We start from the raw sequence: 26,110 nt of genomic DNA on the forward strand, positions 1-26,110 counted from the left end.
CTCTAAATAATTCGGGTTGCAGGAAGGCGGCAAGTGAATGAATCCCAGGAGCTTACTCAAGTAAGTGACTGGGATGAATGAGCGCAGCCAACGCATCTGCAGCGCGAAGTATGACGAGCAATGATTAATGCCTCCTTCACCTGCCATTCATATGACAGATGATGCGCATACGGATGATAGATAATTGTGAAAAACATCACTTCCTCACATGTTCTGCCCTTTCGCGCCCTCATCGACGCATGCTGGAAAGAGAAATACACCTCGTCACGCTTTATCCGTGACCTGATTGCCGGGATCACCGTTGGTATTATCGCCATTCCGCTGGCCATGGCGCTGGCGATTGGCAGCGGCGTGGCTCCACAGTATGGCCTGTATACCTCGGCCGTCGCCGGGATCGTGATTGCCCTCACGGGCGGTTCGCGTTTCAGTGTGTCCGGCCCTACCGCTGCTTTTGTGGTGATCCTCTATCCGGTATCACAGCAGTTTGGTCTGGCAGGCCTGCTGGTTGCCACGCTCATGTCTGGCCTCTTTTTGATTCTCTTTGGCCTGGCCCGCTTTGGCCGGCTGATTGAATATATTCCCCTTTCCGTAACGCTGGGATTCACCTCCGGGATCGGCATCACCATCGGAACGATGCAAATTAAAGATTTCCTGGGGCTGCAGATGCCTCACGTTCCTGAGCACTATCTGCAGAAAGTGGGGGCACTGTTTATGGCACTGCCCACGGCCAACCTGGGCGATGCCGCCATCGGGATCGTTACGCTGGGTACGCTCATCGTCTGGCCGCGCTTAGGCATTCGTCTGCCTGGCCACCTGCCCGCGTTGCTGCTGGGCTGCGCGGTGATGGCCATCGTCAACATGTTTGGTGGTCATGTCGCCACCATCGGCTCGCAGTTCCACTATGTTCTGGCGGACGGTTCTCAGGGCAGCGGTATTCCCCAACTGTTACCACAGCTGGTTCTTCCCTGGGACATGCCCGGTTCCAGCTTTACCTTAAGCTGGGATTCGCTGCGCGCACTGCTGCCCGCCGCCTTTTCAATGGCGATGCTGGGGGCGATTGAATCTCTGCTCTGCGCCGTAGTGCTCGATGGCATGACCGGTACCAAGCACAAAGCCAACAGCGAGCTGGTCGGCCAGGGCTTAGGTAACCTCATCGCTCCGTTCTTCGGCGGTATTACAGCCACCGCGGCTATCGCCCGTTCTGCGGCCAACGTGCGCGCGGGTGCAACCTCACCGGTTTCAGCGGTTATCCACTCTCTGCTGGTGATCCTCGCGTTGCTGATCCTCGCGCCGCTGCTCTCCTGGCTGCCGCTCTCCGCCATGGCTGCCCTGCTGCTGATGGTGGCCTGGAACATGAGCGAAGCGCATAAGGTGGTGAACCTGCTGCGTCGCGCACCGAAAGACGACATCATCGTCATGCTGATCTGTATGTCGCTGACCGTGCTGTTCGATATGGTGATCGCCATCAGCGTCGGCATCGTGCTGGCCTCCCTGCTGTTTATGCGCCGGATCGCGCAGATGACGCGCCTTTCCCCGGTAAACGTGGAGGTGCCTGATGATGTGCTGGTGTTGCGGGTAATCGGTCCGCTGTTCTTCGCTGCGGCGGAAGGCCTGTTCAGCGATCTGGAATCCCGCATTGCGGGCAAACGGATTGTGGTGCTGAAATGGGATGCCGTACCGGTGCTGGACGCCGGTGGGCTGGACGCCTTCCAGCGCTTTGTAAAACGTCTGCCGGAAGGCTGTGAGCTGCGGGTGAGTAATCTGGAATTTCAGCCGCTGCGCACTATGGCGCGCGCTGGCGTGCAGCCGATCCCTGGCCGCCTTGCCTTCTATCCCAACCGCGACGCCGCGTTAGCGGATCTGTGATTCATCTGATGCGGAGAAACGTCTCTGCATCATTATCCCTATCGCCTGCTGGAGCCATTCAAGCACAGCAGGCGTCATCCACGTCCCTTTCATCAGATGCGGCTCCTGCTGCATAGCAGCGCGAAACTTTTGCTGCGTCTCAGGGTTTGTTCCTGCATATGACTGGAACAACGCCAGCCAGGTTTCAGCCAGCTTTTGCGCCTCGTCAGAGGCGGGATCGAGATTTTCCCGCTGCGCCTGGTGCAGCTTCGCCACCAGCGGCGGCCACTCCATCATGCGGTCAAAGTAGTGTTTCCGTGTAAAAGCCATCTCATCGGCAGAGAGATACTTTTCCCAGATGGCCAGCTTCGATTCGGCAAACGCCCGCGTGATGTAGTCGGTCATCTCTGCGGTGATGCCCGTTTGCTCACGCATTTGCGGTTCGACGCTGTGCATCTCGTTCAGCCGGGTGAGAAACTCCGGCTTGCCGGCAGTGTCCTGCTCCAGGCGCTCCATCCAGCGCGTCGCGAGATCCATCGCCCGTGGGTCAGAAACGGGTATGTGCTGTTCCAGCAGCGTGTTGGCCTCGGTAACCAGCCCTGACCAGACAGCCGCCAGCGCATCTTTCTGCACCGCAAACGGCAGTTGCTGTAACTCTTCTTTGCTAAACCAACGATCGTACATATTCATTAACTCCAGAGTCTGTAGCCAGGATTCCAGATCGGGGGTTTCATCGCGGGTAAGCCCGGTGCGCAAGTCCACCAGCCTGTCACGCAGCGTGTTAATGCTGCGCAGCTGTTTATCCAGCAAACTGATTTGCGCATCGAGGAGTTCCGTTAACGAAAGCGACGCCTGCTCCAGAAAATCCCTGATTTCAGCAAGCTCCAGCCCCGCTTTTGCCAGTGCCTGAATCATATGCAAGCGCTGTACATCCGCCAGATTATAAAGCCGGTAGCCTGCCGCGCTTCTGGCAGAAGGCAGCAATAACCCTGTTTGCTCATAGTGATGCAATGTGCGCACGGTGATCCCAGCGCGTTTTGCCAGTTCACCCACCTGAATCAACATAACTGCTCCTTTTATTTTGCCAGTGACGCCACTCTGGTGCCTTACGTTACGTGAGGGTCAACCCCTCAGGCAAAAAAAAACGACTCCATCTGGAGTCGTTTCAGTGTTCTTTATTCTATGCGCACTAGCTGTGCTTATGCTGGTCGCGGCGGCAGCGTTTGTCGTAATGGCGCACCCACCAGTATTTATCACACACTTCCTCATGACCGCTCACACGCGCCCCGGCGAGCCACAGAACCGCCCCCAGGAAGATGCTCAATACCGCACCATGCGCAAAGTATTGTGGGAGATCAAGCTGCGGCAATTGGTTTAAAATTGAATAACCCACACCGGCTACCATCACGAACAGCCCCAACCCCATCAGCACGTTACCGAGTAACGAAGCGTTTTTGCGTTTCATATGTCACCTCCGGAACTTTGGGTTGTAGGGAATAAGTCCCTATTCCTTGTGTGTAAAGTATAGACAACGCCCCTTTTATGAGTTGCGTCAATGATCACAATTACAGATTACTCCCAAACAAAAATTTACAAATAACGCATTGAACAACTTGAAATTCTAATTGTTCAAATAAGTAATTATTCGTATTTCGCTGTTAAGGTCGCAGAATTTTGTCAAGCGGCGCGCCAGACAGTAAACTACGCGCCAGATCTGGAACCCATTAGGAATTGAATCGTGACGATTAAACTGATTGTCGGCCTCGCCAACCCAGGCGCAGAGTACGCTGCAACCCGCCACAATGCCGGGGCCTGGTACGTTGATCTGCTGGCCGAACGGTTACGAGCTCCCCTGCGTGAAGAACCAAAATTCTACGGGTATACCTCACGTATCAATCTCGCCGGTGCGGATGTGCGCCTGCTGGTGCCTACCACCTTTATGAACCTGAGCGGCAAGGCCGTGGCGGCAATGGCAACGTTTTATCGCATCAATCCGGATGAGATTCTGGTTGCTCACGATGAGCTGGACCTGCCGCCAGGGGTGGCAAAGTTTAAACTGGGCGGCGGCCATGGCGGACACAACGGTCTGAAAGATATCATCAGTAAGCTGGGTAATAACCCGAATTTTCACCGTTTGCGCGTAGGAATCGGCCATCCGGGCGATAAAAACAAAGTTGTTGGTTTTGTGCTGGGTAAGCCCCCGGTTTCTGAGCAGAAACTGATTGATGAGGCGGTAGACGAAGCGGCGCGCTGCACTGAAATCTGGCTCAAAGATGGGTTAACCAAAGCGACAAACCGCTTACATGCTTTCAAAGCGCAATAATCTGCCCGATACGGCATTTTTACCGCGCGGTAGGCGGGTTACGTGTATAATAGGCGTAGTTATTTACTTTTCATCAGTCGGTTATCGTTAACGGATTGATTATCAAGATATTAAGGTGATTTAGAAATGGGATTCAAATGCGGTATCGTCGGTCTGCCAAACGTGGGCAAATCCACCCTGTTTAACGCGCTTACCAAAGCGGGTATCGAAGCGGCGAACTTCCCGTTCTGTACCATCGAGCCTAACACCGGCGTTGTGCCAATGCCCGACCCGCGTCTGGACCAGCTCGCGGAAATCGTGAAGCCGCAGCGCATTCTGCCAACCACCATGGAATTCGTGGACATCGCGGGCCTGGTGAAAGGTGCATCCAAAGGTGAAGGTCTGGGTAACCAGTTCCTGACCAACATCCGTGAAACCGAAGCGATCGGTCACGTGGTGCGTTGCTTCGAGAACGACAACATTATCCACGTAGCGGGCAAAGTAAACCCGGCGGAAGATATTGATGTAATCAATACCGAGCTGGCGCTGTCGGATCTGGATACCTGCGAACGTGCGATCCACCGTATCTCCAAGAAAGCCAAAGGTGGCGATAAAGACGCCAAAGCCGAATTAGCGGTACTGGAAAAATGTCTGCCACAGCTGGAAAACGCAGGTATGCTGCGCTCTCTTGACCTGAGCAAAGACGAGAAAGAGCTTATCCGCTACCTGAGCTTCCTGACGCTGAAGCCAACCATGTACATTGCCAACGTGAACGAAGACGGTTTTGAAAATAACCCGTACCTCGATCAGGTTCGTGCTATCGCCGAGAAAGAAGGTTCTGTCGTTGTTCCGGTTTGTGCCGCTGTAGAAGCCGATATCGCCGAGCTGGATGACGAAGAGCGTGACGAGTTCATGGCCGAGCTGGGACTGGAAGAGCCAGGTCTGAACCGCGTTATCCGCGCAGGTTATGCCCTGCTCAACCTGCAGACCTACTTCACCGCTGGGGTGAAAGAAGTGCGTGCGTGGACTATCCCTGTTGGCGCAACGGCTCCACAGGCTGCGGGCAAGATCCACACCGATTTCGAGAAAGGCTTCATCCGTGCGCAGACTATCGCGTTCGAAGACTTCATTACCTACAAGGGTGAGCAAGGCGCGAAAGAAGCTGGCAAGATGCGTGCTGAAGGGAAAGACTACATCGTTAAAGATGGCGATGTGATGAACTTCCTGTTTAACGTCTGAGTCGATATGAATGAAAAAAATCCACGCTTTGGCGTGGATTTTTTTATTATTAGAAGTAATCGGCGGAATTATCTTTATATTATGGCTTTAGCGCCTAAATACACGGCACGGGATAATAACCGTACTATGTTGTATTTATAAAAAAGTATCCTCGGGTGCCCTATCGAACAATTCACCTGCCATTTGGAAAATTCTATCGTGCTGGACCAGCTTGTTTTTCCACTCCAGCGGAATACCGGAATAACCATACAACGCACCTGCTATTTGTCCCGCCGTCGCCGCAACGCTGTCAGCGTCATCGGCAAGATTGGCAGCCAGCAGAATCGCATCCCGAAAATTATCAGTATTCCATACGGACCACATCGCGGCCTCAAGCGTATCGATTACGTAACCACTTGAGCGGATTTGGTCACGGCTTTTATTTTTGTATTCACCTGCGTTGATAACCATTACACGCGCGCAGAGAGGGAAAACATGAGGTGAAAAAGTTTGTTCTTTTGAATAACCATTTATCAAATAATGCAGTATCAACCCCAGAAACTGGCATGCATTAATAGATTCCACCGCGCCATGGGTAGCCCGGCTCTGAGCCTGAGATTCAAAATAAATGGCGCGCAACGATTTTCGACGAAAGATCGACACCGGTGCCTGACGAATCACTGCCGCATTACCCGCAGTATGTTTTTCTGTATTACCATACCAAGATGGTCCAACGCGCATATACTGTTCTAGAGCAAAGCGTGTTGTATTTCCAATGTCGAAACAGCGTCCATTACTGCTATTTTCTCCTTTTAAATACCAGTTCAAAAGATACTGTCTCAGTACATCAGTATGCATTCTTTTTTCGGAAAGATATGTTTCTGCCACACATAATGCCATTGAGGTATCATCTGTCCACTCCCCAGGATTTAACTGAAAAGGTCCACCGCCCAGCATATCATGTACATATTCACTGTCTCTTTTTTTAAACTCAAGGGTTGTTCCGACTGCATCTCCAACAGCCAAACCAACAAATGCTCCAAGCGCTTTATTGCGGGAAATCTCTACCGACGAAATTAATGGTAATGTTTGATCCCATGCATGAATGGAAGAAACAGATTCATCACTGTCACGTTTTACAGCCTTACGGACATTTACGGGCATATAGCAACGATAGCGATCGGCATAATGATTAATTATTGAATCTTCGACATGTAGGTCGATCATGGTATTTCCTTTAATTCTATGTTCGTAACTCCAAGCTCATCTGACCTGCTGATAACCTCAAACGTTGTATTGGGTTTAAAGAGTACTTCAGTTTCAGTAGCATTGAATTCTGACAAAAAGTCAATTTTCCTGCCCGAAACCCCTTCAATACGCATTTGAATCGGTCCGCTGAATCCTTGGTTAATATCAGTACTTACAAAGGCGGGATCGATAACCGTTTTGCCTGGAGTATAGCCTTCCAAAATATTTGAAGGTAAGCTATTCATTCCTCGGAAAGTCTCACCGCTGTATACCGGAAGCTGATCCAGACCATCATTTATATGTTGAGTAAATGCTTCCATTTCTTTGGTCATGGGTTTCATACCTCGTAATGCAGGATTCACCATCTGGTACCCCGGATCCGTAGTATAACCATATAATGCACCTACTTGTTCATCACTCAGTAATGCAGACAAAGCAGGATCACGATTATCCGCGAGCTCCCTGCCGCGGCTAATCCAATTTTCTGCCCTTTGTTTCCCTACAGCTTCAGCTAAACTCATCTTGGGCATCGCCGGCGCGATTGCGGGTTCAGCAACAACACGCGGCATAGATTTCCCAGCACGCCACGCATCAAATCGTGCCCCGCCTTTCATGCCAGCCCCGCCGCCGATAACGGAGCCGATTAGCATCCCCCATTTCTGACCGTCGCTACCTTCGCCAAAAAGCATCCCACCCGCGTAGCTACCAATAGTTCCACCGCCCATTGCACCGAGAGTGCTCAGAAGTGCAATTGCCGGACTGGCCAGCACCGCCACCGCTCCGGCACCAACGGCGAGCATCGTCCAGTTTACCCATTCAGGAATTTCAGGACTTATTTCATCGGTCTGGACCTTGCCTCCACCAATGATAACATTACGCGAACCCTGGCTAATCTCAGCGCTGCATGTCAGCTTATCGCCAGTGCGAGAAGCAGGAAAGTTGTTGATGTAAACCTTTATCGAACCTTCGGCAACCCGTTGCAGGCTGCCGCTGTGTTCGTCACACTCTCCAGCCGATAGATGAGCGCGGATAGCCTTTCGGCTGTTGATAAAAACATTGGGCGAACCTTCTTTCAACGTACCCGTAGTGTGACGCGGTGCCCATGACATACTTCCCAGGACCTCACCCAAACCACCGGCAGCACACGCCCCTGCGGCGACAGCAGAAACGGCTACCAGAGCGGTCCCACCGGTAACAACAACGGCAGCTGCTCCCAGAATTGCCCCACCTACAAGCCCAGCGATCATCCATCCTTTTGAGGCTGTATGAGCAATCTCGTCATCTACACGTGCGGCCAGACATTCGGACATGACTATTTGGCTCTCTGCGCCATCAGATACTTGCGGATCTGATCTGTTGAGTTAAGGTCGTCAGAACCTGAGACCTGGCGGCAAACAGAAAGCTGTGAAACTAAGTGGTGGGATTTTTCTGCAGAAAGGGTCCACAGCGCGTAACGAAGAGGCTGACTGCCCGGGACAGGCGCAATACTTAAAGGTGCCCCCTGCTTATCAAAAAGTAAATAGTGTCCCTCTTTCGCCCGCTGAAGCGAAAGATGCCCGTAAAGCTCCTGAATGTTTTTAAACACGCTGAGTATCTTACTCTCGCTATCAAGTGCAAAAAATGGCCCCTCTGTGTTGGCCTCAAGCATGTCTCTGGTTTCGGTCGGAGCTGGCTTATGGAACTTGATACTGCGGATAATTGCTTGATATTGATTGTGATAATAATCGCTAAACTCACCAGGACAGGTACCGATGTAACACACCATTTTTCGCCCAGCGGGATGCTCGTCCATTAAAATAATGGTCTGCTTCTGAAAAACGGTCGTACCATCATTTTTAAAATGATAAAAAAGCTCCGCAGCCGCGTGATTATCAACAGTGGTCATATGCGAGGACGTCAGGTTAAAATCTGGTACGGTAATTTCTAACTCACGCACCAGACGAGTTGCCACATCATGCACACTCTCATCTTTTTTTACACTGGCACGAGAAACAACGAAGGTAAACTCACTGGCACCATTTTCGCTCAGGGTAAATAAATTCATGGTTCTGTCTTTATATACATCTGGTAACGCCAGGGTAGCTTCCTGGAGAATATATTCAGCCATTTGAGTTACTCTTATTTGTTGGCATTAATAACAAAAAAACCATCCACTTCCTGCTGAATTGCCGTCTGGTGGGATGCCCCTGGCGCATCGATGGCATTGCTGCCATCAGCAGGGTTAAGATGCAATTCCCCGGAAAGCGTGTTTATTTGTGCACTCTGTTTTGCGGTAAAGTTAAAGTTATTGCCAATGATGTTCACGCTCCCGTCTTTTGATAATTCGATAGCGCTTTCACCACACTCCAGCCTCAACGTATTGCCCGCTGAAATAATAAAGTTATTAACAACTTTATCGCTGCGGCTGTTGCCCGTCAGGCAGACCACATCCCCTTTAACCCCTGCCTTCTGATTTTTTGCCACCCGTAAGGTTTCATCCTCTCCCACATATTGGGTTCGATTTTTTTCCGTGGCATGCGATTCATCATTTTTGACGTTGATATCGAGATTGCGCTCGGCCTGGATCCACACCTGCTCCGCACCCGCCTTGTCCTCAAACCGCAGGGCGTTGGCGTTATCCACGGAGCCATCTTTCGTGCGGCTCATAAAGCCCATCTGCGTCGCCGCTGCCGGCAGCGCCCACGGTGGCATGCTGGCATCGTTGTACACGCGCCCGGTGATAATCGGACGGTCCGGATCACCGTTGATAAAGTCCACCACCACCTCATCGCCCACGCGCGGGATCTGCACCCCGCCGTAACCCTGGCCCGCCCAGGCGCTCGACACACGCACCCAGCAGGAGCTGGTGTCGTCCCCTTTTGCCAGACGGTCCCAGTGGAATTTCACCTTCACGCGGCCATATTTGTCCGTCCAGATGCTCTCTCCCTGCGGCCCGACAACCTTCGCCGTCTGCGGGCCGTAGGTGCGCGGCCACGCCGTGGACTGCGCCGGACGGAACGACACCGACGCCGGGATAACCGTGAAATCGATGCGGTGGATGGTCTCCCCTTCGCCGCTGGCATAGCGGTTCTCTTCCAGATGATACCCGGCCGCCGTCACCAGATAGTCACCGTTATCGCTGAAGAACGGTGCGTTGGTCAGGGTGAAGGTGTGGCCCGGCGCAATACCCGCTGCCGTGGCCGTGGCCTGAATCTGCTGATGCTCCACCTGCCAGCGCTCCTGGCGAATGCGGGCGTAGAACTCCGCATGCCCGGTCTCCACAAAGCGCCCAGGCCAGTCATACACGTCAATGCTGCCCGGTTTCGGCGACGCCGGGTTCTGCTGCGCCTGGAACAGCCACGCGTTCGGCTTGCGGAAGTCGTAGTCGTCGAGGCTGTAAATGCCCGGCGTGACGCTGTCCTCCAGCGCCCACTGGCTGATGCCCTCTTCGTCCGTGCTGCCGCCGGACGGCGTCTGGTGATAGGGGATGACCTCGTAACCGCTGAACGGCTGATGCTGCGTGGCGGCATCGGTGAGCACCAGGGTGTGTTTATCGGCCTCGTGGCTGAAGTAATACGCTATTCCCTCCAGCTCCATCAGGCGGCTGATGAAGTCCAGGCTCGACTCCTGATACTGGACACAGTAGTCCCACACCCGGTAGCTGCCGGTGAGCTTATCTTCCACGTTGACCTGATGCTCGCCCAGCAGGGTTTTCACAATCTGCGGCACCGTCTGCCCCTGGAAGATACGCAGGTTACGGTCGCGCTTCATCGGCCACAGGTCCGGCTCCACCGTCAGCTGATACACCGCATAGCGCGTGCCCGTCAGCTCAACGGCGCTCACCGCCACGCGCGTGACTTTGCCGTTGATATAGCGCGGGGTAAGCAGGTTCTGGGTCGGGATGGTCACCGTGACCGGCTGGCCCAGCAGTTTGCTGCGGTCGATACGCGCATCCGTGCCGAGCAGGGTCAGCGTCAGGGCGAACGACTCGGACATCGCCTCGCGGCCGGAGAGTTTCCAGAAAAGCAGCCCCTCGACGGGGAGCTGAACGGTAATTCGGTTGAGCATAATCGTTATTCCATATGGCTTATGCGACACAAATGATTACGTCAGTAGATCTGACATGCTGAATACTATTCTGATTCAGCCGACTTATTTATGGCGGGTTGACTTTTTATGAGATAAATAAGTGAACCTATCTTTGCTATTTCAGACAGGACAAGAAGAGAGATATTTACTTTTAATCCGCCCCATCCTAATCCACCTGCAATCATAGGAAAAAAAGGTACTGAGCTTCGTAAAGTGATAATGCGCAAAACCTCAAGTGACAATGAAAACTTAACAGCATAATGCTTTTTCTTGAAAAAAAACCACGCAGAAAAAAGCAACACCAGCGGTATCAACACATAAAAAAGGTAATACGTCCCCTGCAACGTATCATCTACCCCTCCGAACCATGTCATGTACACTAGCAAAGCCAGATTCACTAATGCTGAAACCCAATCCCCACCCAGAAAACCCCAGGAATCAATGGCGTAATACACAGCCCCAATGACATCCATGACACCCCAAAAGTAGAATATTTTTTCTCTCGCAGTCATACTGGGCACCAACGTAATTTAAATTTCGCAAAGAAAATTTATTTTCGTCAATCAACGCGAGTCATTTAAACTACGTTCTGTTTTCCTGTTGCTCATCAAATAGAGCATAGAATATAATTTCAGACACTCAGATAAAACAAACAACCCTAAATTCAGCCAAGCGTTTGATATTCCAGACACGGTTACTAACAGAGGAAATAGCGTTACTGAACATCTGAAAGAAATAAACCGCAAAACCTCTTGGATAATCGCAAACTTAATCGCATATGTTTTTCTTTTAAAGAAGAACCAGGCAGAAGCAAATAGCGAAAGTAAGAGAACTAAATCCAAAATAAAAAAAAGGAATACCAGAGCACTATAACCACCGCTTGCAACATCGCTGGAAAGGCCACTAAACGCCAAGATATCAGAAATAAATGGAATTCTACCCTGCCGAATTGCATTCACAAAATAAAGCATGACTGCCAGGACATCCATACATCCCCAGAAATACCATAATTTATTTTTTAAATTCATAATCTTCTTCTCTGACTCCCGGTATCCATTGCCATGATTTACCACTTACAGCCCAGGCATCATCCCCTTCCTGATACTTTTGATAAATCGATCGTGCTTCACCATATCGCCTGATTACAGACTTTTCCGATATCAAGGCACGAGAAACATTATCTAAATCATCAGGTAAAGGCGTCCAATGTTGAATTTTATCACGTGACGTATTCATATAATCTTTGCCGTCAGATCCAAAAACTCGCCCCTCATCCCCCATACTTGTCAGTCGGTTTATCGCCATAATCAGAACATTTTTTGTGCCATGATAATCATTGTCTACCGTCTTCCAATATCCAGGCCCATATTGAGCCGTGGCGGGAACAAACGTATCTCTCGTTGGAGAAGGTTTTCCGAACAGAGCCACATTATGGCGATAGCGCTCGATGATGTAATTTACAAAAGCCGAGTTGTACATCGTCGGATCAACACAAAATAAATCACCCGATTCAGCGATGAAAAAAGGGTAAGTGGATTTTGTACGTTGGCGTTGAGCAATTAAAACCACTTCCCCTGAGTCAATTAATCGCTCAATCTTATTCAGGTTCTGAGCATATAGCGGATCAAATACCGCGTTAGGGTTAAATTCGAAGCGATGTCGTATACTCAGGCCGTCTATGCTGTGAAATGGATTAGATACTCCACGAACCACGACAAATTCACGACCTACATCGCTCCGTGCATACACAGGAGAGACAATCTTTTCGAATTCCTTTGGATGAAGTCTTTGGCTTCTAAGATCGTACACTTCCATAAGATCTCCTGTTTATATTCCTACGGATTCACCAGCCAGGTGCCAGGCTTCACGATATCCAGCGTCTGGCTACGGGTTCTGCCGTTGCCCTGCAGTTCAATGCTCACCTCACCCGCCGGCAGCTTGAGCGATGCATAGCCGTTGTTCGCCGGACGCAGCGCTTTTGGCTCGCCGTTCACTTTCAACGTCTCGCCGTCAAGAATGCGAATGTAGACCAGAGCAATCGGGCTGGCTTCAACCGGTGGCGGCGTCGGTTGCGCTGTTGCAGGCGTTGCCGCTTGTTCGCTCACCTTCGCGGTCTCCGGTTTGACATCTGGCGCGTTCGATGCGGTTTCCGTCGTGCGGGATGCTTCCGGCGCTTGCGCAGCCTGTTCTGGCGCATCGTGGCCGCCGCTGAACAGCATCGCGCCAGCGACCACCCCGACCAGCACACCCGCGGCAACCATCCCGGGGATCTTGTAACGATGCCAGTCAAACGCCGAAGCCGGTGCCTCTTCTTCCACCGGCACCAGCATGGTGCCCGGTTTTTTAGCAGTCAGCACGTCATCGATACCGGCGACCGGCATCTCGATTAACGCCGCGAACTCATCAATAGACTGCGGACGGTCTTCCATGTGCAACGCCAGGGCACGGTCGATAGCCTGCAACAGCGACAGGGAGTACCCCTGCGGCTGGATTTCCGCCAGCGGTTTGCAGGTATCCTGAATGGAACGCACCACGCTGACCGGTGGCGGTGAGCCCACGATCAGGGTGCGCAGCACCGCGCCGAGCGCGTAGATATCCGTCCACGGTCCCTGCTCGCTTTCGTTGTCGTCGGTGTACTGCTCGATAGGCGCAAAGCCCGGACGCAGCATGGTCTCGGTTTCGTCAGAGAGGTTACCGATGGTGCGACGCGCGGAGCCGAAGTCCAGCAGCACCGGCAGGCCGTTATCCTGGATCTGGATGTTATCCAGCGAAATATCGCGGTGCAGATAGCCCTCGTCATGGATGGTCTTTATTGCGCCAAACAGCATCGGCAGCGTACGACGGATCCATGCCTCGTTAATCAGCTCCGGCTTCTCCTCGCGCAGGCGAGAAAGCGTGGTGCCGCTGTAAAACAGCGTGCCCATGTAAGCCGTATCGTTTTGCACCCAGAAGCGCAACACGTGCAGCAGGTTCGGGTGGTTGAAGCGCGCCAGCAGGCGGGCTTCCTGAATGAAGCTGTTCAGCCCCGCCGAAAACGCTTTGCCAAAGCGTTCGCTGCGCAGTACCAGCGTCATGTCGTCGCCGCGCACGGCGAGCGAAGAAGGCATAAATTCTTTGATAGCGATAGTGCGTTCGAGCTGGTGATCCCAGGCGCGATAGACGATGCCGAATCCGCCGCCGCCAATCACCTCTTTAATTTCAAACTCGTTGAAGCGATACCCGACCGGGAGCGCGTTTGGGACAGTCCGATTGTTATCATTATCCGTCATCTTTTACAGTTCTCTTGATGATTATTACGCGGCAAACTGACAGTGAAACTCGCCCAGCTCGCAGGTGACATGCAGACGTCGGTACTGCTCGTCGCTGCGGCTGGCGGTAAGTAATATCTGACTCATCTGAGGCAGCAAGGTGTTGGTCAGGATCGCATCCACCATACGTCCACCTGATTCCACCTCGGTACAGCGCTGAACAATCTGTTCTACAACGCTGTCATCAAACTCGGAAATAATATTGTGATTCTCTTCCAGCCGACGCTGAATGCGTTTGAGCTGCAGGCGAACAATTTGCCCCAGCATCGCGTCGCTCAGCGGATAGTACGGCACCACCAGCAGACGGCCCAGCAGCGCCGGTGGGAACACCTCCAGCAGCGGCTGGCGCAGCGCCCCGCTTAACGCCTCCGGCTCCGGCATCAGTTCCGGATCGGCACACATGGCGCTGATAAGCTCGGTCCCGACGTTAGACGTCAAAATAATAATCGTATTACGGAAATCAATGTGACGACCTTCGCCATCCTCCATCCAGCCTTTGTCGAAGACCTGGAAGAAGATCTCATGTACGTCCGGGTGCGCTTTTTCGATTTCGTCCAGCAACACCACGCTGTAAGGACGGCGACGGACGGCCTCGGTTAACACCCCGCCTTCACCATACCCGACGTATCCCGGGGGTGCACCTTTTAAGGTGGAAACGGTGTGCGCTTCCTGGAATTCACTCATATTGATGGTAATGACGTTCTGCTCACCACCGTACAGCGACTCCGCCAGCGCCAGCGCGGTTTCGGTTTTCCCCACGCCGGACGGGCCACAGAGCATAAACACGCCAACCGGCTTGTTCGGATCGTCGAGTTTTGCCCGGGAGGTTTTCACCCGGCGGGCAATCAGATCCAGACCGTGACGCTGGCCAATCACCCGCTGGTTCAGCGTGTCGGCGAGGTTCAGTACCGCATCTATCTCGTTTTTCACCATCCGGCCCAGCGGGATGCCGGTCCAGTCAGAGACTACGGCCGCCACCACGTTTTCATCCACAGCGGCAAACAGCAGCGGTTCATCACCCTGTAAGGCGTTCAGCGCCTGCTGCTGCTCTGCCAGTTGGCTGCGCAGCTCAGCGGTATCCTCATCGCCCGCCGCAAACAGTGCGGCACGCAGGCGAATGATCTCCTGCACCAGGCTACGCTCGTCTTCCCAGCGCCGGGCCAGGGCCTCACGTTTGGCTTCATACGCGTCACGCTCTGCGGTTAATGCCGTGACGCGCTCAGATTCCCCTGCACCGACGCGCGCTTCGCGCTCCGCTATCTCAATTTCTACGTCCAGCGCCGCAAGATGGCGCAGGCAATCTTCCAGCTGCGCCGGAGGTGCACTCTGGCTCACCGCCACGCGAGCGCAGGCCGTATCCAGCAGCGCAACGGCTTTATCCGGCAGCTGACGGGCCGGAATGTAGCGATGCGAAAGCTTCACGGCTGCGCTAACCGCTTCGTCGAGCAGTAAGACCTGGTGGTGGGTCTCCAGCGGCGACACGGTGCTGCGCAGCATCAGAACCGCTTTGGCCTCATCGGGTTCATGTACCTGCACCGTCTGGAAGCGACGGGTCAGCGCCGGATCTTTCTCGATGTATTTTTTGTATTCCGCCCAGGTGGTGGCGCCAATGGTACGCAGTTGTCCACGCGCCAGCGCTGGCTTCAGCAGGTTGGCGGCATCACCGGTGCCCTGCTGACCGCCCGCACCGATCAGGGTGTGGATTTCATCGATAAACAGAATGACTGGCGTGGCGCTGGACTGTACTTCATTGATTAATGCCTGCAGACGGGCTTCGAACTCGCCTTTCATCCCGGCACCGGCCTGCAGCATGCCGATATCCAGCAGCCACAACTGAATGTTTTGCAGCGGCTCCGGCACATCGCCGTCGGCGATGCGCAGCGCCAGCCCTTCCACCACCGCCGTTTTTCCGACGCCGGCTTCCCCGGTCAGCAGCGGGTTGTTCTGGCGGCGACGCATCAGGATATCGATCATCTGGCGGATCTCTTCATCGCGCCCAACCACCGGGTCAATTTTGCCTTCACGGGCACGGGCGGTCAGGTCCTGACCATACTGGGCCAGCGTTCCCTGGGCAGCAGGCACCGAACCGGCTGGCGCATCCACTGCGGCCGCGGCCTGCTGCGTCTCTTTGCTGTTGGCACAGATAGTATCGAACTGCTCAATCAGCACCTCGACGTTAAGACGGGTAAACTGCGCCGAGATGCTCTTCAACACGTTCGCCAGATTCCAGGTTTTCAGAATGCCGATCAGCAGATGGCCACCGCGGATACGGCTGACGCCAAACTTCAGCGATCCATAGACCCAGGCGCGCTCGACGGCGCTGTCGATATGTTCGGAGAGATCGGAAACGGAACTGGCTCCGCGCGGCAGGGCATCGAGCGCCGCCACGATATCGCGCGTCAGCTGCTGTTCGTCGAGGGCAAAATGACGGATCACCTGTTGCAGATCGCCATCCTGCTGCTGCATCAACTGATGCAGCCAGTGCACCAGCTCGACGTAGGGGTTGCCGCGCAGCTTGCAGAACGCGGTGGCGCTTTCCAGAGAGGTAAATAACAGCGTATCCAGTTTGCCGAAAAGCACGGCACGGCTAATTTCTGACATGTTAGTTTCCATTAACAATGATTCGGTATACGGAAGGATTACCGCTCTGCGCGATACACCAGATCGCCACGCGGGACAGGCTGTGGCTGAAGGCCCAGCCAGGTGTTGTACCCCAATCGCCCGGTGCTGCCGAGCGTGGCGCCCTGCACGGCGTCAGCGCGCAGGATCACCCGTGTTTCCCATTCAAATTCCACCCCTGCGTACTGGCGTACCCAGTCCCGCAGTTCGGTTACCCATGCTTCACCGGGCAAAAACCGGTTGTACTCTTCCGCGCTGAGTGGGCCAATCTCGATGCGAAATTTATGCTGCACGTCGCGGACCGCCACGCCCAGAAACGCAGATTCGCCCATCCGCGGCACGCGGCGTCCTGCTCCCAGCTGCGCCTGCTCGCGCGGTGTAAGCGGCATCCACTGCGGTACGTTGGCGATCAGTTTGACCGGGGCTTTAAAATAGTTACGCAGGATTTTTTCCAGACCTTCAGGATCCCGTCCGTGGCGGGTCAGGTGTCCGGCGTGGGTAAAGCGGGCATGGGCGCTCAGGCTGCCTTTGTCCATCTGGCCGGGCTGCCCCATACCAATCAACGACGCCAGATATCCCTCAAAACGTTTATTGTCGGCGCGGTCGAGGGAGACGGCAGGCTGCGCATCGGCCCAGGCGCGATAAAACAGCAGCGTCAGACGATGATGGAACAGATCGGCAAACGCGCTCAGGCTGGTGTCCTGATGATGATGGATCCGCTCGCGGGCGTACTCGGTCATGTGAACCGGCAGCGGCCCATTAGGACCAAACAGGCCGAAGCTCAGAATGGAGACCTCGTGCAGCCCGTTGCCTTCGCGCTGGCGTACCTGCGCCACCGTCGAAGGTGCAAAACTCATCGACGGCTGCTGGCCCAGGCGTAGCGGCTCGAATTTTGGCAGCGGCGCACGCCCCAGCGGGTAGCGCTCCCCGCCCTGAGCATCAATGCGCCTTAACAGCTGGAACAGATCGTAGCGCCATGGCGTCTCGCGAACCCCGCGCCAGAAACTGTCCGGCAGCGGCGTCAGACGATGGACCTTCAGTGGCGCAGTGACAACGTCGCTCATACCAGTGCCCTTTTGCCCATACGCGGCGCCCAGTAGCCGATCTCGCCGCGCTGCTGACTTTTCAGGGTGAATTCCGTGAAGCTGTTGATCGACACCAGACGGGCAAACAGCCGCTCCAGCACGCTACCGAAAAGCCAGGGACTGGCACCGGAAAACGCACGTTCATCCACCGTCAGGGTAATGCCGATGCCACGGGCGAAGACGACCGGTCCCGGCTCGGGCACGCGGCGGTGAACCGGCTCCAGCACGCAGTGACGAACCCCTTCTACCTGACGCGCAACCGGCGTCTCCGCGAGATTGGCGTACAGCCCTAACAGCTGACGCAGCGCGGCGGCACCCTCTTCGTTTTCACTGTCCATCAGGCTGAGGTAGTTCATCTGTAGCTGGCTGATCAACCTCCAGGTGCTGAACCCTTCTGCCAGCGCCGGACGCGGCGGCGTCGGCCCCTTACGCAAGGTCAGCGACTTCACCGGCATGGAGTCAGCCATAATGAACTGTCCCAGCTCCTGCTGCAGCATCAGCGGCAGATCCCGGCTGGTGCACAGCACCTCGGCCGAGATGTAGCGCAGGTTCTCCTGCCAGGGCGCATGCTGCTCATCCACCAGCGAGACAAAGACCTCCGAGCCAATGTAGCCGGTGCGGGTGCCGTAACGCAGGGCATGCTCAGAGAGCACGCGTTGTTCCCGGCGCAGGGAAAAGTAGGCCCCGTAGTTGCCCGCATCACCGCTCCAGGTGCTCCAGAACGGACGAAACGTCTGGTCGTCGCGCTGACCATCCGCACTGCCGTATATCTTGTTTACCGCGTAAATTTCGTAATCCAGCGGGCGGATGTTATCCACCACCAGATGGTATTCATGCTGGCCTTCGCTCAGCTTCTGACGCGCCGCTACCTTCGGGAACAGGTTGATCACCGGCGTGCAGTGCAGGGCCAGATGGCTGGCATCGACAACGCGCTCCAGCTGTTCATCGGTTTTATCCAGCAGAATGAAGATATCGAAGGCTTTTTCGTTTTCGCAGCGCTGGATCAGTTTGCTCAGCCCGCTCAGGCTGATGAAGCGGAAACGGGCCGGAAAAGCAAAGTACTCCTGCAGCAGACGGTAGCCGTCAAAGTTGCGCAGATCGTCCGGGAGTAGCGACTGATCCGCGTCAAACCCTTCCTGACGCAGGGCATCAGACGTCAGCACATCACGCTGCGGATGTTTGCTGACGGTCTGGCAGACCACCCCGACATGGTGCTCCATTACCAGCTCCAGCAGCTTTAACGCCTCGATATCCGGGCCGCTAAGGAAAAACTCCAGCCGGTCAAAATCAAGGTGGCCGAGGTTTTGCGGACCGTCGCAGGCAATGCGGATCCGTAAGGCGCTGCTGATCCCCTGCTGGCCCAGACCAAGCTGTGTCAGGGGCAGGTCGGCAGGCACACCGCCCAGCTCAACCTTGTCGATTTTCAGCGGCAGCAGGTTCACCTCATGCGCCGTGGTGTAGCTGCAGGTCACGCCGGTTTTCTTCAGCGCCAGGCTGTCCATCATTGTGCCGCGTGGCACGATAAAACCGTTGCTCAAATCGCCACGGCTGCTGTCAGGCTGAATTTCAGCAATCGCCATGGACGGAGTGGGCGCGAGATAGTTCGGCGCAATCATCTCCAGCAAGCGCTGGGAGAAGCGCGGAAACTCCGCGTCCATTTTCATCTGCACGCGCGAGGTCAGAAAGGCAAAGCCCTCCATCAGTCGTTCGGTGTACGGATCCGCCACTTCGATGCCGCGCATGCCCAGCCGTCCGGCCACTTTGGGATAGCGCTCGGCAAATTCGGCGCCCATCTCACGCAGATAGGCCAGCTCACGGTTGTAATATTCGAGCAGTTTACTTTCCACGATCACCCCGCATCTTTCAGTTCAAAGTGGCCGTTTTCCAGATCGACATCGGTACGAAACAGAAACTCCAGCGGGTACGGCACACACCACAAACGCCCTTTTATCTCGATGGAGAGCACGTTGTGCAGATCCAGCGAGGAGGTGTCCGACACACAGCGGACCTGCAGCCCCTGGGGCAAAATGCGGGGTTCAAAGTTGACAATGGCCTCAGTGAGTTTGCGCTGAATGTCGTGCCATTCGATATCCGACATGCGCTTTCCGGCCAGCGGCGCAACGCCAAAATTCACCACCGAACGGCTTACGTGTGGCAGCATGCTCAAATCGCCGGAGGCGTCGTGGTTGATGGTATTAAACAGCCACTGCAGATCCCGTAGCACGTTGCGACGCAGCGCGGCATGGGTGATCAGGTTGCTGTTGGCCGACTCGCGCTTTTTCTCCGGGTCGTTATCGGTGAGGCGATCGAGCAGCGAGGGCTGCATTTTATCGCGCGCCCCCACCTTCTCCTGCTTACTGCGGGCTTGCCAGCCGCTGCGCAGCAGATCGCCTTCGCCAGCAGGATTACTCATGGGCTCCATCCGTTGCAAAAGTAACGAGACTCAGCGACAGCAGCGGGCTTTCGCTTTGCTCGCTGAGCCAGGCTTTCTGCCCCAACCCTTCATACAGAGTGCCGTCATCATCAAGCGGCAGCCACTCGGTGGTGCGTGCGAGTTTAACGGCGTCAGAGGCATCGGTGGCAAAAGGATAACGCGCCGGGATCTGACACACCTGCTCCGTCCCATCGGTCAAACGCACCAGCGCATGACGCCAGACCAGATCGGTGACGCTGGCCGGAGCCTGGAAACGGATCTCCGCGATAGCGCTAAACGGCAGCCAGAAGTAACGGCCGTTAACAAGGGTTTCGCACACCGGCCCCAGACGGGCATCGCCGTCCATCAGCCATTCAAAGGTCTGCGTCTCATCATTCTCTAGCGTCCATTGCCCCGCGCTCGCCTGCGCCTGTTCAAGGGCTTCCAGACGCAGCGCGTGAGCGCGTTCATCGCTCTCGCTCAGCGCGGCGGCAAGGGTGGTCAGCCATGGCCACTGGGCTTCCGGCATGGCCGGACGACGTTCTCCCGCCATCACCTGCGCGCGCTGCAGTTCTCCCTGAATGCACTGCTCCAGCAGGGTGACGGTGGGTTTCGCCTGCGGCTTAAGCGCCAGCCAGCTTTTCAGCTGGGTCAGCGCGCGCGTCCAGTTACCGCTGAGGGTGAGAAACTGCACAAACGCGGCACGGAGATCGGCATCCGCCGGACGGGCTTTAATCTCGTTTTCAAGACGCACCAGCGCGTCGCTGAGCGACTCACCCGCCAGATGTTGATAGAGCGTATTCATAGCCATTCCTTAGTTTGCCGCGCGCCAGGCGCCCACTGCCGGGTCACGCAGCTGAGGACGCAGGGTATCAATCAGGACAATATTCAGCGTGGTGCCAGGGGTAACCCAGGCGCTCCAGACCTTCTTCACTGCAGCAATACGCGCCTGCAGTTTTGCATCGTCGCTGGCGGTTTCACGCGAGATCTCCACGGCCACCGTGCCGTTGCTTTTCCAGCCGTTCAGGGCGCTGTCGTAAGGCAGGATCATCCAGCTCTGGTCGCTGTTCGGGGTGCTGAAGACCATACGCTCTTTGTTGACGGAGGTGATCAGAGCATGTTCCGGGTCGACGCTTTGATTCAGCCCCATCACCGGGAAGCCGTGAATGTAAGTCACCGCTATCTCTTTTTGACCGCCGCTGCGGATCTGCGAGATAACCGTGTGGCCGCTCAGCCAGCTGCCGTTGCCGCAGCGGGTCGTGTCGGAATCCGGGATAAACAGCGCCGGCGCGGAAGATCCGCCTTCCCAGAAGGTGCGCAGATGGCAGCCGTCCTGGAGGGTAAACTCCTGCCACGGTGTGCGGTCAGCGGCCACCGTATTGGTTTCAGCGTTCTGGTCAGGTGGCAGTAACGCGCCGCTGGTCTGGGTCGCAGCGGGCGCCGTCTGCTGCTGTTTCACCACCAGCTTCCACTCCTGAGCTTTGTTTGCCGTTCCCTGCGCAAGTGTAGTCCCTGCCGGATCGTTGAGGGCCCAGCTCAGCTTATTCACTTTGCTGCACTGGTGTTCCAGCAGCGAGCCGAGACGCGGAACAAAGTTTTCCAGCACTGAAACGTCTTTATTGCCGTTCGCCACAATGCGCAGCGCAATCTCTGATTTACACCAGCTCTGCGGGGTGTTGTCTTTGATGTTGTCGATCCAGATATCCAGCTTCTGCGCAGGAGACTGCACGATGCGGAAATTTTCAGCCTGGGCGGTGGAGGCCACCGCCAGAAGTGCCAAACCCGATAGCCAAAGTTTCATATCGTTCCTTGTGTGTCTAGTCAGTTCCGCAGGGAAGAAATTGTGCTGCGTCAGAGAGCGTATGCAGCAAAGTGGTGTCCTGAGGGTTGCCCATCCATACCGCCAGCGCCGTATAGTTATCCTGAGCATTCCCCTCCTGTTCAGCATTCTTTTGAATGATTTGGTTCATTAAGGTCAGCCACTCCTGTGGGGTGTTGACCATATGCAGCGACTGTTTCATCTGCTCTTCGCTGACGCCGTGCCAGAAACCGTCGGTGCAGAGTAAAAAGGCATCGCCGTCTTCAACCTGCACCACGTCGCTGTAACTCGCTTCCGGGCCACCGTTTTCAATACCCAGCGCCAGATACAGCAGGTTGCTGTTGAGGTTATCGGTCTGGTGACCGGCATCTTTCATCTGCTGAACCAGGCTGTGGTCGGTGGTGACATGCCACAGCCAGCCGCGACGAAACAGGTACAGACGGCTGTCCCCGGCGTGTGCCCAGTAGGCCAGACGGTAATCCCGGTCGATAAACAGGCTGACCAGCGTGGTGCCCATCCGGCGATAGTCCTGCACCGCCTGCTGTTCGCTGAGAATGGTGCGATTCGCGGTTTGCACATAGTCACGAATATGCTGCGCATTAAGGTGTTTGTCGCCATCAAAACGGGAGATGATGCTGTTGCGGGCCAGTTCAGCGGCCACCTCACCGCCCGGCAGACCAGCGATGCCGTCACAGACGACAAAGCAGGCTGAACGTTCCCCTATGGTTTCTCCCGTCTGGTCCTGATTGCTGGCGCGCGTTCCCTGGCGGGAGAGAGAAGCCGTTGCGATATTCATTTTTCTTCCGATCCGCTCTGTGAGTCTTTGTACTGATTGACCTCCATGTCATAGGCATGAAGGAACGCTTCGCCAAACAGGGTGTGGAAGTCATCCTCAATCTCACCGGCCGTCTCGCCATAGCTGCGAACAAAGTAGTCCCACAGCGCGGCTTTGCGGCTGCCCGGCAGCGCCAGACGAGAGGTCATGCCGTTCTGCTTCGCCTGCTCTTCCAGTTGCTCCGGATTAAAGGACTGCAGCATCGCGGCGATGATGGCGCGGATACCGGAGATCATCCCCAGCTGATGCGCCTGCAGATCGATCAGCGCGTCACGCACTGATTTGGTGGGTGGCATAAAGCCCGGCATCGGCGTACCGAACATCTGAATCAGGACCGTTTTCCCGGTCGGCAGCAGCTTGAACGGGTTGTTGGCATCGTCCAGCACCATGGTCATATCGGCTTTTACGCCGCGCTTGAGGATAGAGCGCGAAGAGAGCAACGCCACGGTGCCCTGCGAGAACATGCCGAGGATCTGGCCCAGCTGACGCATATTTTCACGGTCAAACTGCGGCACCGGCTGCATTTCGCTCAGGCCCATCCCTTCCAACAGCGCCTCCAGCAGCTCGCCCTGCAGCACCTCGCCTTTCTCACCGTTTTGCGCCGTAGCGCTTGGCACAGCCGCGTTTTTGACCGGGTCGATACGCAGACGCCCCTTCGGCGTCTGTGCGCTGCTGCGTGCGACGGCCTGCGGCGTAGGCATAGTAAAGCCTGCGTAATCGGTACGTACCGGCTCTTCCTCTTCCGCACGCGGTGGGTCCTGTGGCTCAGGGGCAAACAGCGGAGAATCCGCCAGCGGATCGTCCTGCGGTACGGCCTCTGGCTCTGGCGCGGGTGCAGATGTCTCAGGCACGATCTCATCCGGATGGGTTAATGGCGCCCCGCCCATCAGCCCGAGCGGATCATCGTTACGCGCGGCTGGCGCGCTGGCCGAACCACCAAACAGGGCCAGCGGGTCGAGTTCATCCGTCGCCTCTTCTGCAGGCGCAGGTTTGCTCTCTACCGGCGGCACCAGCGTTGAAGGGGTGACATCGTCAAAAATGCTCTCTTTTTTGAACAACGCTTCATCGCTGAACAGCGTGTCGGGATCGACATTCTTACGCTCAAGCTTCGGCTCGCTGTCGTTGAACATTGCCAGCGGGTCTTCAGCGTTACGCTCGGGTGCCGCGGGTTGCGAGAAGGGATCGTGGGACGCCGCAGGCTGCGGTTTCGCGCGGTTGCTGGAGATGCTGTCAGAGATAGAGAACTCCTGCATCAGGCTATCCCAGATTTCCGACGGCACGGCCGTTGGCTCCGCCTTGCCGCGCGGTGCGGCACTGGCTGGCTTCGGCTGCGGAGCAGGTGTCGGCGCCACTGTCGGGCGAGCCTGCTGCTGCATACTGGCGGCCATGCGGCTCACCGGCTGCGTGTCGTGGATAAGTTCCGTCACTTCGATGCGGTAGTCATCAATACCGAGAATATCCCCGTCCTGCAGCTCTACCTGACGCCCCCGCTCCAGCGGGATGTCGTTCAAAACCACGCGGGTGACGCTGCCACGGTTGGTCACGCGGCATTCGCCCTGGGCGTCAACGTGAACAATAGCCTGCAGGCGCGAGATGGTGCGGTCATTGTCCGGCAGTACCAGATTGTTATCCGTACCGCGCCCAATAGTGCCCCCGGGGGCATAAAAATCACAACTGCTCTGCGGCGGCTGATGACCGGGTTTCGTAGAAATAATCGTGAATCGCATGGCGTATTCCTGCTGGTATGATTAGCGCTCAAACGCTGCCGCTCTCGGAGGTGAGAACGGCGGCGTTTGGGGCCGATTTCATCTTTACTACTTTGAGGATTTGAGTGGCCGAATAGCGTCACTATTAGCGATCAAGGTGCACTTCAATATCTGATAATGACCAGGCTCGGTACCACCTACCTTCTGTTTCAGTAAAGAAACAATCACCTCATCAGCTTTTTCAAAATTCTCAGCAGGCAGATTGCTTGCTTCCAGCCATGCCGCGGCGCTGGCGTCAGCATCTTCTTTCAGGCTTTTACTGTCCGCAATCTTACCGATGCATCGATTCTGCACCCAGTTTTCGAAGATTTGTTGTTGAGAAAAAGTACTGATATCAGGCAACGTCTGGGCATTTGCGGCGGAGGCAACGAAGGCTAAGACAAAGAGCAATGGCTTTTTCATTTCAGGCTCCAGAAGGTTGCGTTAGTAGGGATAAATGAACCATTACCCGGTGAGCCAAGGAAATGACAATCATCCGAACAAATATTTCCGTTCCAGAGTGTTACATGCCCGGTTGCATCAAGCCAGCCATGCCCGGTAAAAATAATAATACCTTGCTTGCCCGCAAATTGTACTGGGGTTGGAGAAGAAACAGATATGTCAGCTTTTCCCAATACCGTGGGTAAAAAAGCAATCATATCTTTAACACGGAACATATATCGCTTCTTGTCGCTCCCGGTCACAGTTGCATATTTACTATTAGAAGGAACTGGAATGCCACAATAATTTAAAACATAGCTCATACGAATGGGGCAGGCATTTTTAAAAATACCAGCATCTATATTATGCTGAACTTTCCCCCCCAATAACTTGCCAACCTGTTCTACGTTGACGTTCACTTCTTTAAATCGGTTCCAGGCGGCACCAAAAGCAGGACGCATATGAGACATCTTGTTTCTCCTTGAAAAGAAGCTCAGGAAAAAGTGGGCCCTTTCGGACCCACTACTATTATGCTTCTTTGTTTTCTTTGATGTTCCAGCCAGCGCTGCTTTCAGCACCTTTACCACCAGAGGTGGTCTGCTCCCAGTACTGCTGTTTCACTTTCGCAGCCTGGAATGCATAGGTCACACCAACGGTATCGCCGTTGTCTGCACCGGTGTACTGAACAGACGTTACCAGAACGTCTTCCAGGGTAATGCGAGAGTATTCCACCTGCTGGCCACCGGCTTTACAGACGGACAGCTCAACTTTGGTCAGGTGTTTACCGCTGGCGCAGTGTTTCAGAATTGCTGTGGTGGATTTGTCGATCAGAGCGTTAACGTGCAGATCGTTAAAGTTAACTTTACCGGCACCGCCGCCACCGCCAACGCTCATATTACCTGGCTGGGAAGCGCCCCAGGAGAAGGAGGTAATATCAGTCCAGCCGGTGTGGTTAGAATCTTTAGATTCGCCCGTAACACCCTCGACCTTCAGAAACATATCAATAGCCATAATATCTACTCTTCGTGGATGAACAATATTGCTTTCGAAAAAGCACTTATATGGCAAACAGGAAAGCATGGGGCTGAATAAAACCGTCCATATTTTACCTCTGCCTCACATCAAATGACCCGTGTCATTTGACAGTCTTACATTCCCTCCCGA

24 protein-coding genes are annotated in these 26,110 nt (G+C 54.9%); 3 read left to right on the top strand and 21 right to left on the bottom strand.

Annotated elements, in window-relative coordinates; genetic code table 11:
* The first annotated feature begins 186 nt into the window (after window positions 1-186).
* Window positions 187-1,866 (top strand): C4-dicarboxylic acid transporter DauA, encoded by a 1,680-nt coding sequence (gene dauA / locus ACQG22_RS13590; RefSeq protein ID WP_038419850.1) that lies wholly within the window; start codon window positions 187-189, stop codon window positions 1,864-1,866.
* Here dauA and ACQG22_RS13595 read toward each other — a convergent pair.
* Window positions 1,852-2,910, bottom strand: coding sequence for a MerR family transcriptional regulator (locus ACQG22_RS13595; protein WP_161657418.1), 1,059 nt, complete (start codon window positions 2,908-2,910; stop codon window positions 1,852-1,854). The genes dauA and ACQG22_RS13595 overlap by 15 nt on opposite strands.
* 124 nt (window positions 2,911-3,034) lie before the next feature.
* A complete protein-coding gene (gene ychH / locus ACQG22_RS13600) occupies window positions 3,035-3,310 on the bottom strand; it encodes a stress-induced protein YchH (protein WP_013096227.1) in 276 nt (91 codons plus the stop codon).
* Window positions 3,311-3,583: 273 nt separating this feature from the next.
* Between ychH and pth the strand changes: the two genes are divergently transcribed.
* Window positions 3,584-4,168: an aminoacyl-tRNA hydrolase gene (gene pth / locus ACQG22_RS13605; protein WP_013096226.1), complete on the top strand. Its 585-nt coding sequence runs from the start codon at window positions 3,584-3,586 to the stop codon at window positions 4,166-4,168.
* Between the two features lie 126 nt (window positions 4,169-4,294).
* Window positions 4,295-5,386, top strand: a complete 1,092-nt coding sequence (gene ychF / locus ACQG22_RS13610; protein ID WP_013096225.1) for a redox-regulated ATPase YchF — start codon at window positions 4,295-4,297, stop codon at window positions 5,384-5,386.
* A gap of 135 nt (window positions 5,387-5,521) precedes the next feature.
* Here the strand turns inward: ychF and tri1 are convergent, their stop codons facing one another.
* The 19 genes from tri1 to ACQG22_RS13705 all read right to left on the bottom strand — a co-directional run bounded on the left by tri1 (window position 5,522) and on the right by ACQG22_RS13705 (window position 25,957).
* Window positions 5,522-6,592, bottom strand: coding sequence for an ADP-ribosylarginine hydrolase Tri1 (gene tri1 / locus ACQG22_RS13615; RefSeq protein WP_369706759.1), 1,071 nt, complete (start codon window positions 6,590-6,592; stop codon window positions 5,522-5,524).
* Complete coding sequence (locus tag ACQG22_RS13620; protein WP_369706760.1) at window positions 6,589-7,923, bottom strand: PAAR domain-containing protein; 1,335 nt, start codon at window positions 7,921-7,923, stop codon at window positions 6,589-6,591. Before ACQG22_RS13620 ends, tri1 begins: the two co-directional genes overlap by 4 nt.
* Before the next feature lie 2 nt (window positions 7,924-7,925).
* Complete coding sequence (locus ACQG22_RS13625) at window positions 7,926-8,720, bottom strand: DcrB-related protein (RefSeq protein ID WP_045903136.1); 795 nt, start codon at window positions 8,718-8,720, stop codon at window positions 7,926-7,928.
* Window positions 8,721-8,731: 11 nt separating this feature from the next.
* The gene (locus tag ACQG22_RS13630; protein WP_045903137.1) at window positions 8,732-10,660 is read right to left on the bottom strand and encodes a type VI secretion system Vgr family protein; all 1,929 of its coding nucleotides are present in this window, start codon (window positions 10,658-10,660) and stop codon (window positions 8,732-8,734) included.
* A gap of 65 nt (window positions 10,661-10,725) precedes the next feature.
* Window positions 10,726-11,193, bottom strand: coding sequence for a hypothetical protein (locus tag ACQG22_RS13635; RefSeq protein WP_369706761.1), 468 nt, complete (start codon window positions 11,191-11,193; stop codon window positions 10,726-10,728).
* 51 nt (window positions 11,194-11,244) lie between these two features.
* A complete protein-coding gene (locus ACQG22_RS13640) occupies window positions 11,245-11,709 on the bottom strand; it encodes a hypothetical protein (RefSeq protein WP_251999594.1) in 465 nt (154 codons plus the stop codon).
* Window positions 11,693-12,496, bottom strand: a complete 804-nt coding sequence (locus ACQG22_RS13645; protein WP_045903140.1) for a hypothetical protein — start codon at window positions 12,494-12,496, stop codon at window positions 11,693-11,695. Before ACQG22_RS13645 ends, ACQG22_RS13640 begins: the two co-directional genes overlap by 17 nt.
* A gap of 20 nt (window positions 12,497-12,516) precedes the next feature.
* Window positions 12,517-13,950 carry a serine/threonine protein kinase gene (locus ACQG22_RS13650; RefSeq protein ID WP_280595779.1) on the bottom strand — a complete coding sequence of 478 codons (1,434 nt, stop codon included), beginning with the start codon at window positions 13,948-13,950 and terminating at the stop codon, window positions 12,517-12,519.
* 24 nt (window positions 13,951-13,974) lie between these two features.
* A complete protein-coding gene (gene tssH / locus ACQG22_RS13655; RefSeq protein WP_369706762.1) occupies window positions 13,975-16,590 on the bottom strand; it encodes a type VI secretion system ATPase TssH in 2,616 nt (871 codons plus the stop codon).
* A gap of 38 nt (window positions 16,591-16,628) precedes the next feature.
* Complete coding sequence (tssG, locus tag ACQG22_RS13660; RefSeq protein ID WP_350365570.1) at window positions 16,629-17,672, bottom strand: type VI secretion system baseplate subunit TssG; 1,044 nt, start codon at window positions 17,670-17,672, stop codon at window positions 16,629-16,631.
* Window positions 17,669-19,540: a type VI secretion system baseplate subunit TssF gene (tssF, locus tag ACQG22_RS13665; protein ID WP_368267312.1), complete on the bottom strand. Its 1,872-nt coding sequence runs from the start codon at window positions 19,538-19,540 to the stop codon at window positions 17,669-17,671. The genes tssG and tssF overlap by 4 nt, the downstream gene beginning before the upstream one ends.
* 2 nt (window positions 19,541-19,542) lie before the next feature.
* Window positions 19,543-20,106 (bottom strand): type VI secretion system baseplate subunit TssE, encoded by a 564-nt coding sequence (tssE, locus tag ACQG22_RS13670; RefSeq protein ID WP_013096188.1) that lies wholly within the window; start codon window positions 20,104-20,106, stop codon window positions 19,543-19,545.
* Entirely contained in the window at window positions 20,099-20,911 is an 813-nt protein-coding gene (locus ACQG22_RS13675; RefSeq protein ID WP_048972779.1) for a type VI secretion system accessory protein TagJ, read from the bottom strand. Before ACQG22_RS13675 ends, tssE begins: the two co-directional genes overlap by 8 nt.
* Before the next feature lie 9 nt (window positions 20,912-20,920).
* Window positions 20,921-21,907, bottom strand: a complete 987-nt coding sequence (locus ACQG22_RS13680; protein WP_369706763.1) for a hypothetical protein — start codon at window positions 21,905-21,907, stop codon at window positions 20,921-20,923.
* Between the two features lie 16 nt (window positions 21,908-21,923).
* The gene (locus ACQG22_RS13685; protein WP_013096185.1) at window positions 21,924-22,721 is read right to left on the bottom strand and encodes a PP2C family protein-serine/threonine phosphatase; all 798 of its coding nucleotides are present in this window, start codon (window positions 22,719-22,721) and stop codon (window positions 21,924-21,926) included.
* A complete protein-coding gene (gene tagH / locus ACQG22_RS13690) occupies window positions 22,718-24,487 on the bottom strand; it encodes a type VI secretion system-associated FHA domain protein TagH (protein WP_061771445.1) in 1,770 nt (589 codons plus the stop codon). The genes ACQG22_RS13685 and tagH overlap by 4 nt, the downstream gene beginning before the upstream one ends.
* An 87-nt stretch (window positions 24,488-24,574) precedes the next feature.
* A complete protein-coding gene (locus tag ACQG22_RS13695) occupies window positions 24,575-24,928 on the bottom strand; it encodes a T6SS amidase immunity protein Tai4 family protein (RefSeq protein ID WP_013096183.1) in 354 nt (117 codons plus the stop codon).
* Complete coding sequence (locus tag ACQG22_RS13700; protein ID WP_248047895.1) at window positions 24,925-25,416, bottom strand: type VI secretion system amidase effector protein Tae4; 492 nt, start codon at window positions 25,414-25,416, stop codon at window positions 24,925-24,927. The genes ACQG22_RS13695 and ACQG22_RS13700 overlap by 4 nt, the downstream gene beginning before the upstream one ends.
* A gap of 58 nt (window positions 25,417-25,474) precedes the next feature.
* Window positions 25,475-25,957 carry an Hcp family type VI secretion system effector gene (locus ACQG22_RS13705; RefSeq protein ID WP_008502640.1) on the bottom strand — a complete coding sequence of 161 codons (483 nt, stop codon included), beginning with the start codon at window positions 25,955-25,957 and terminating at the stop codon, window positions 25,475-25,477.
* Window positions 25,958-26,110 lie beyond the last annotated feature (153 nt).

It is taken from the genome of Enterobacter cloacae complex sp. 309I3 (assembly GCF_050031595.1).
Lineage (GTDB): Bacteria > Pseudomonadota > Gammaproteobacteria > Enterobacterales > Enterobacteriaceae > Enterobacter > Enterobacter cloacae.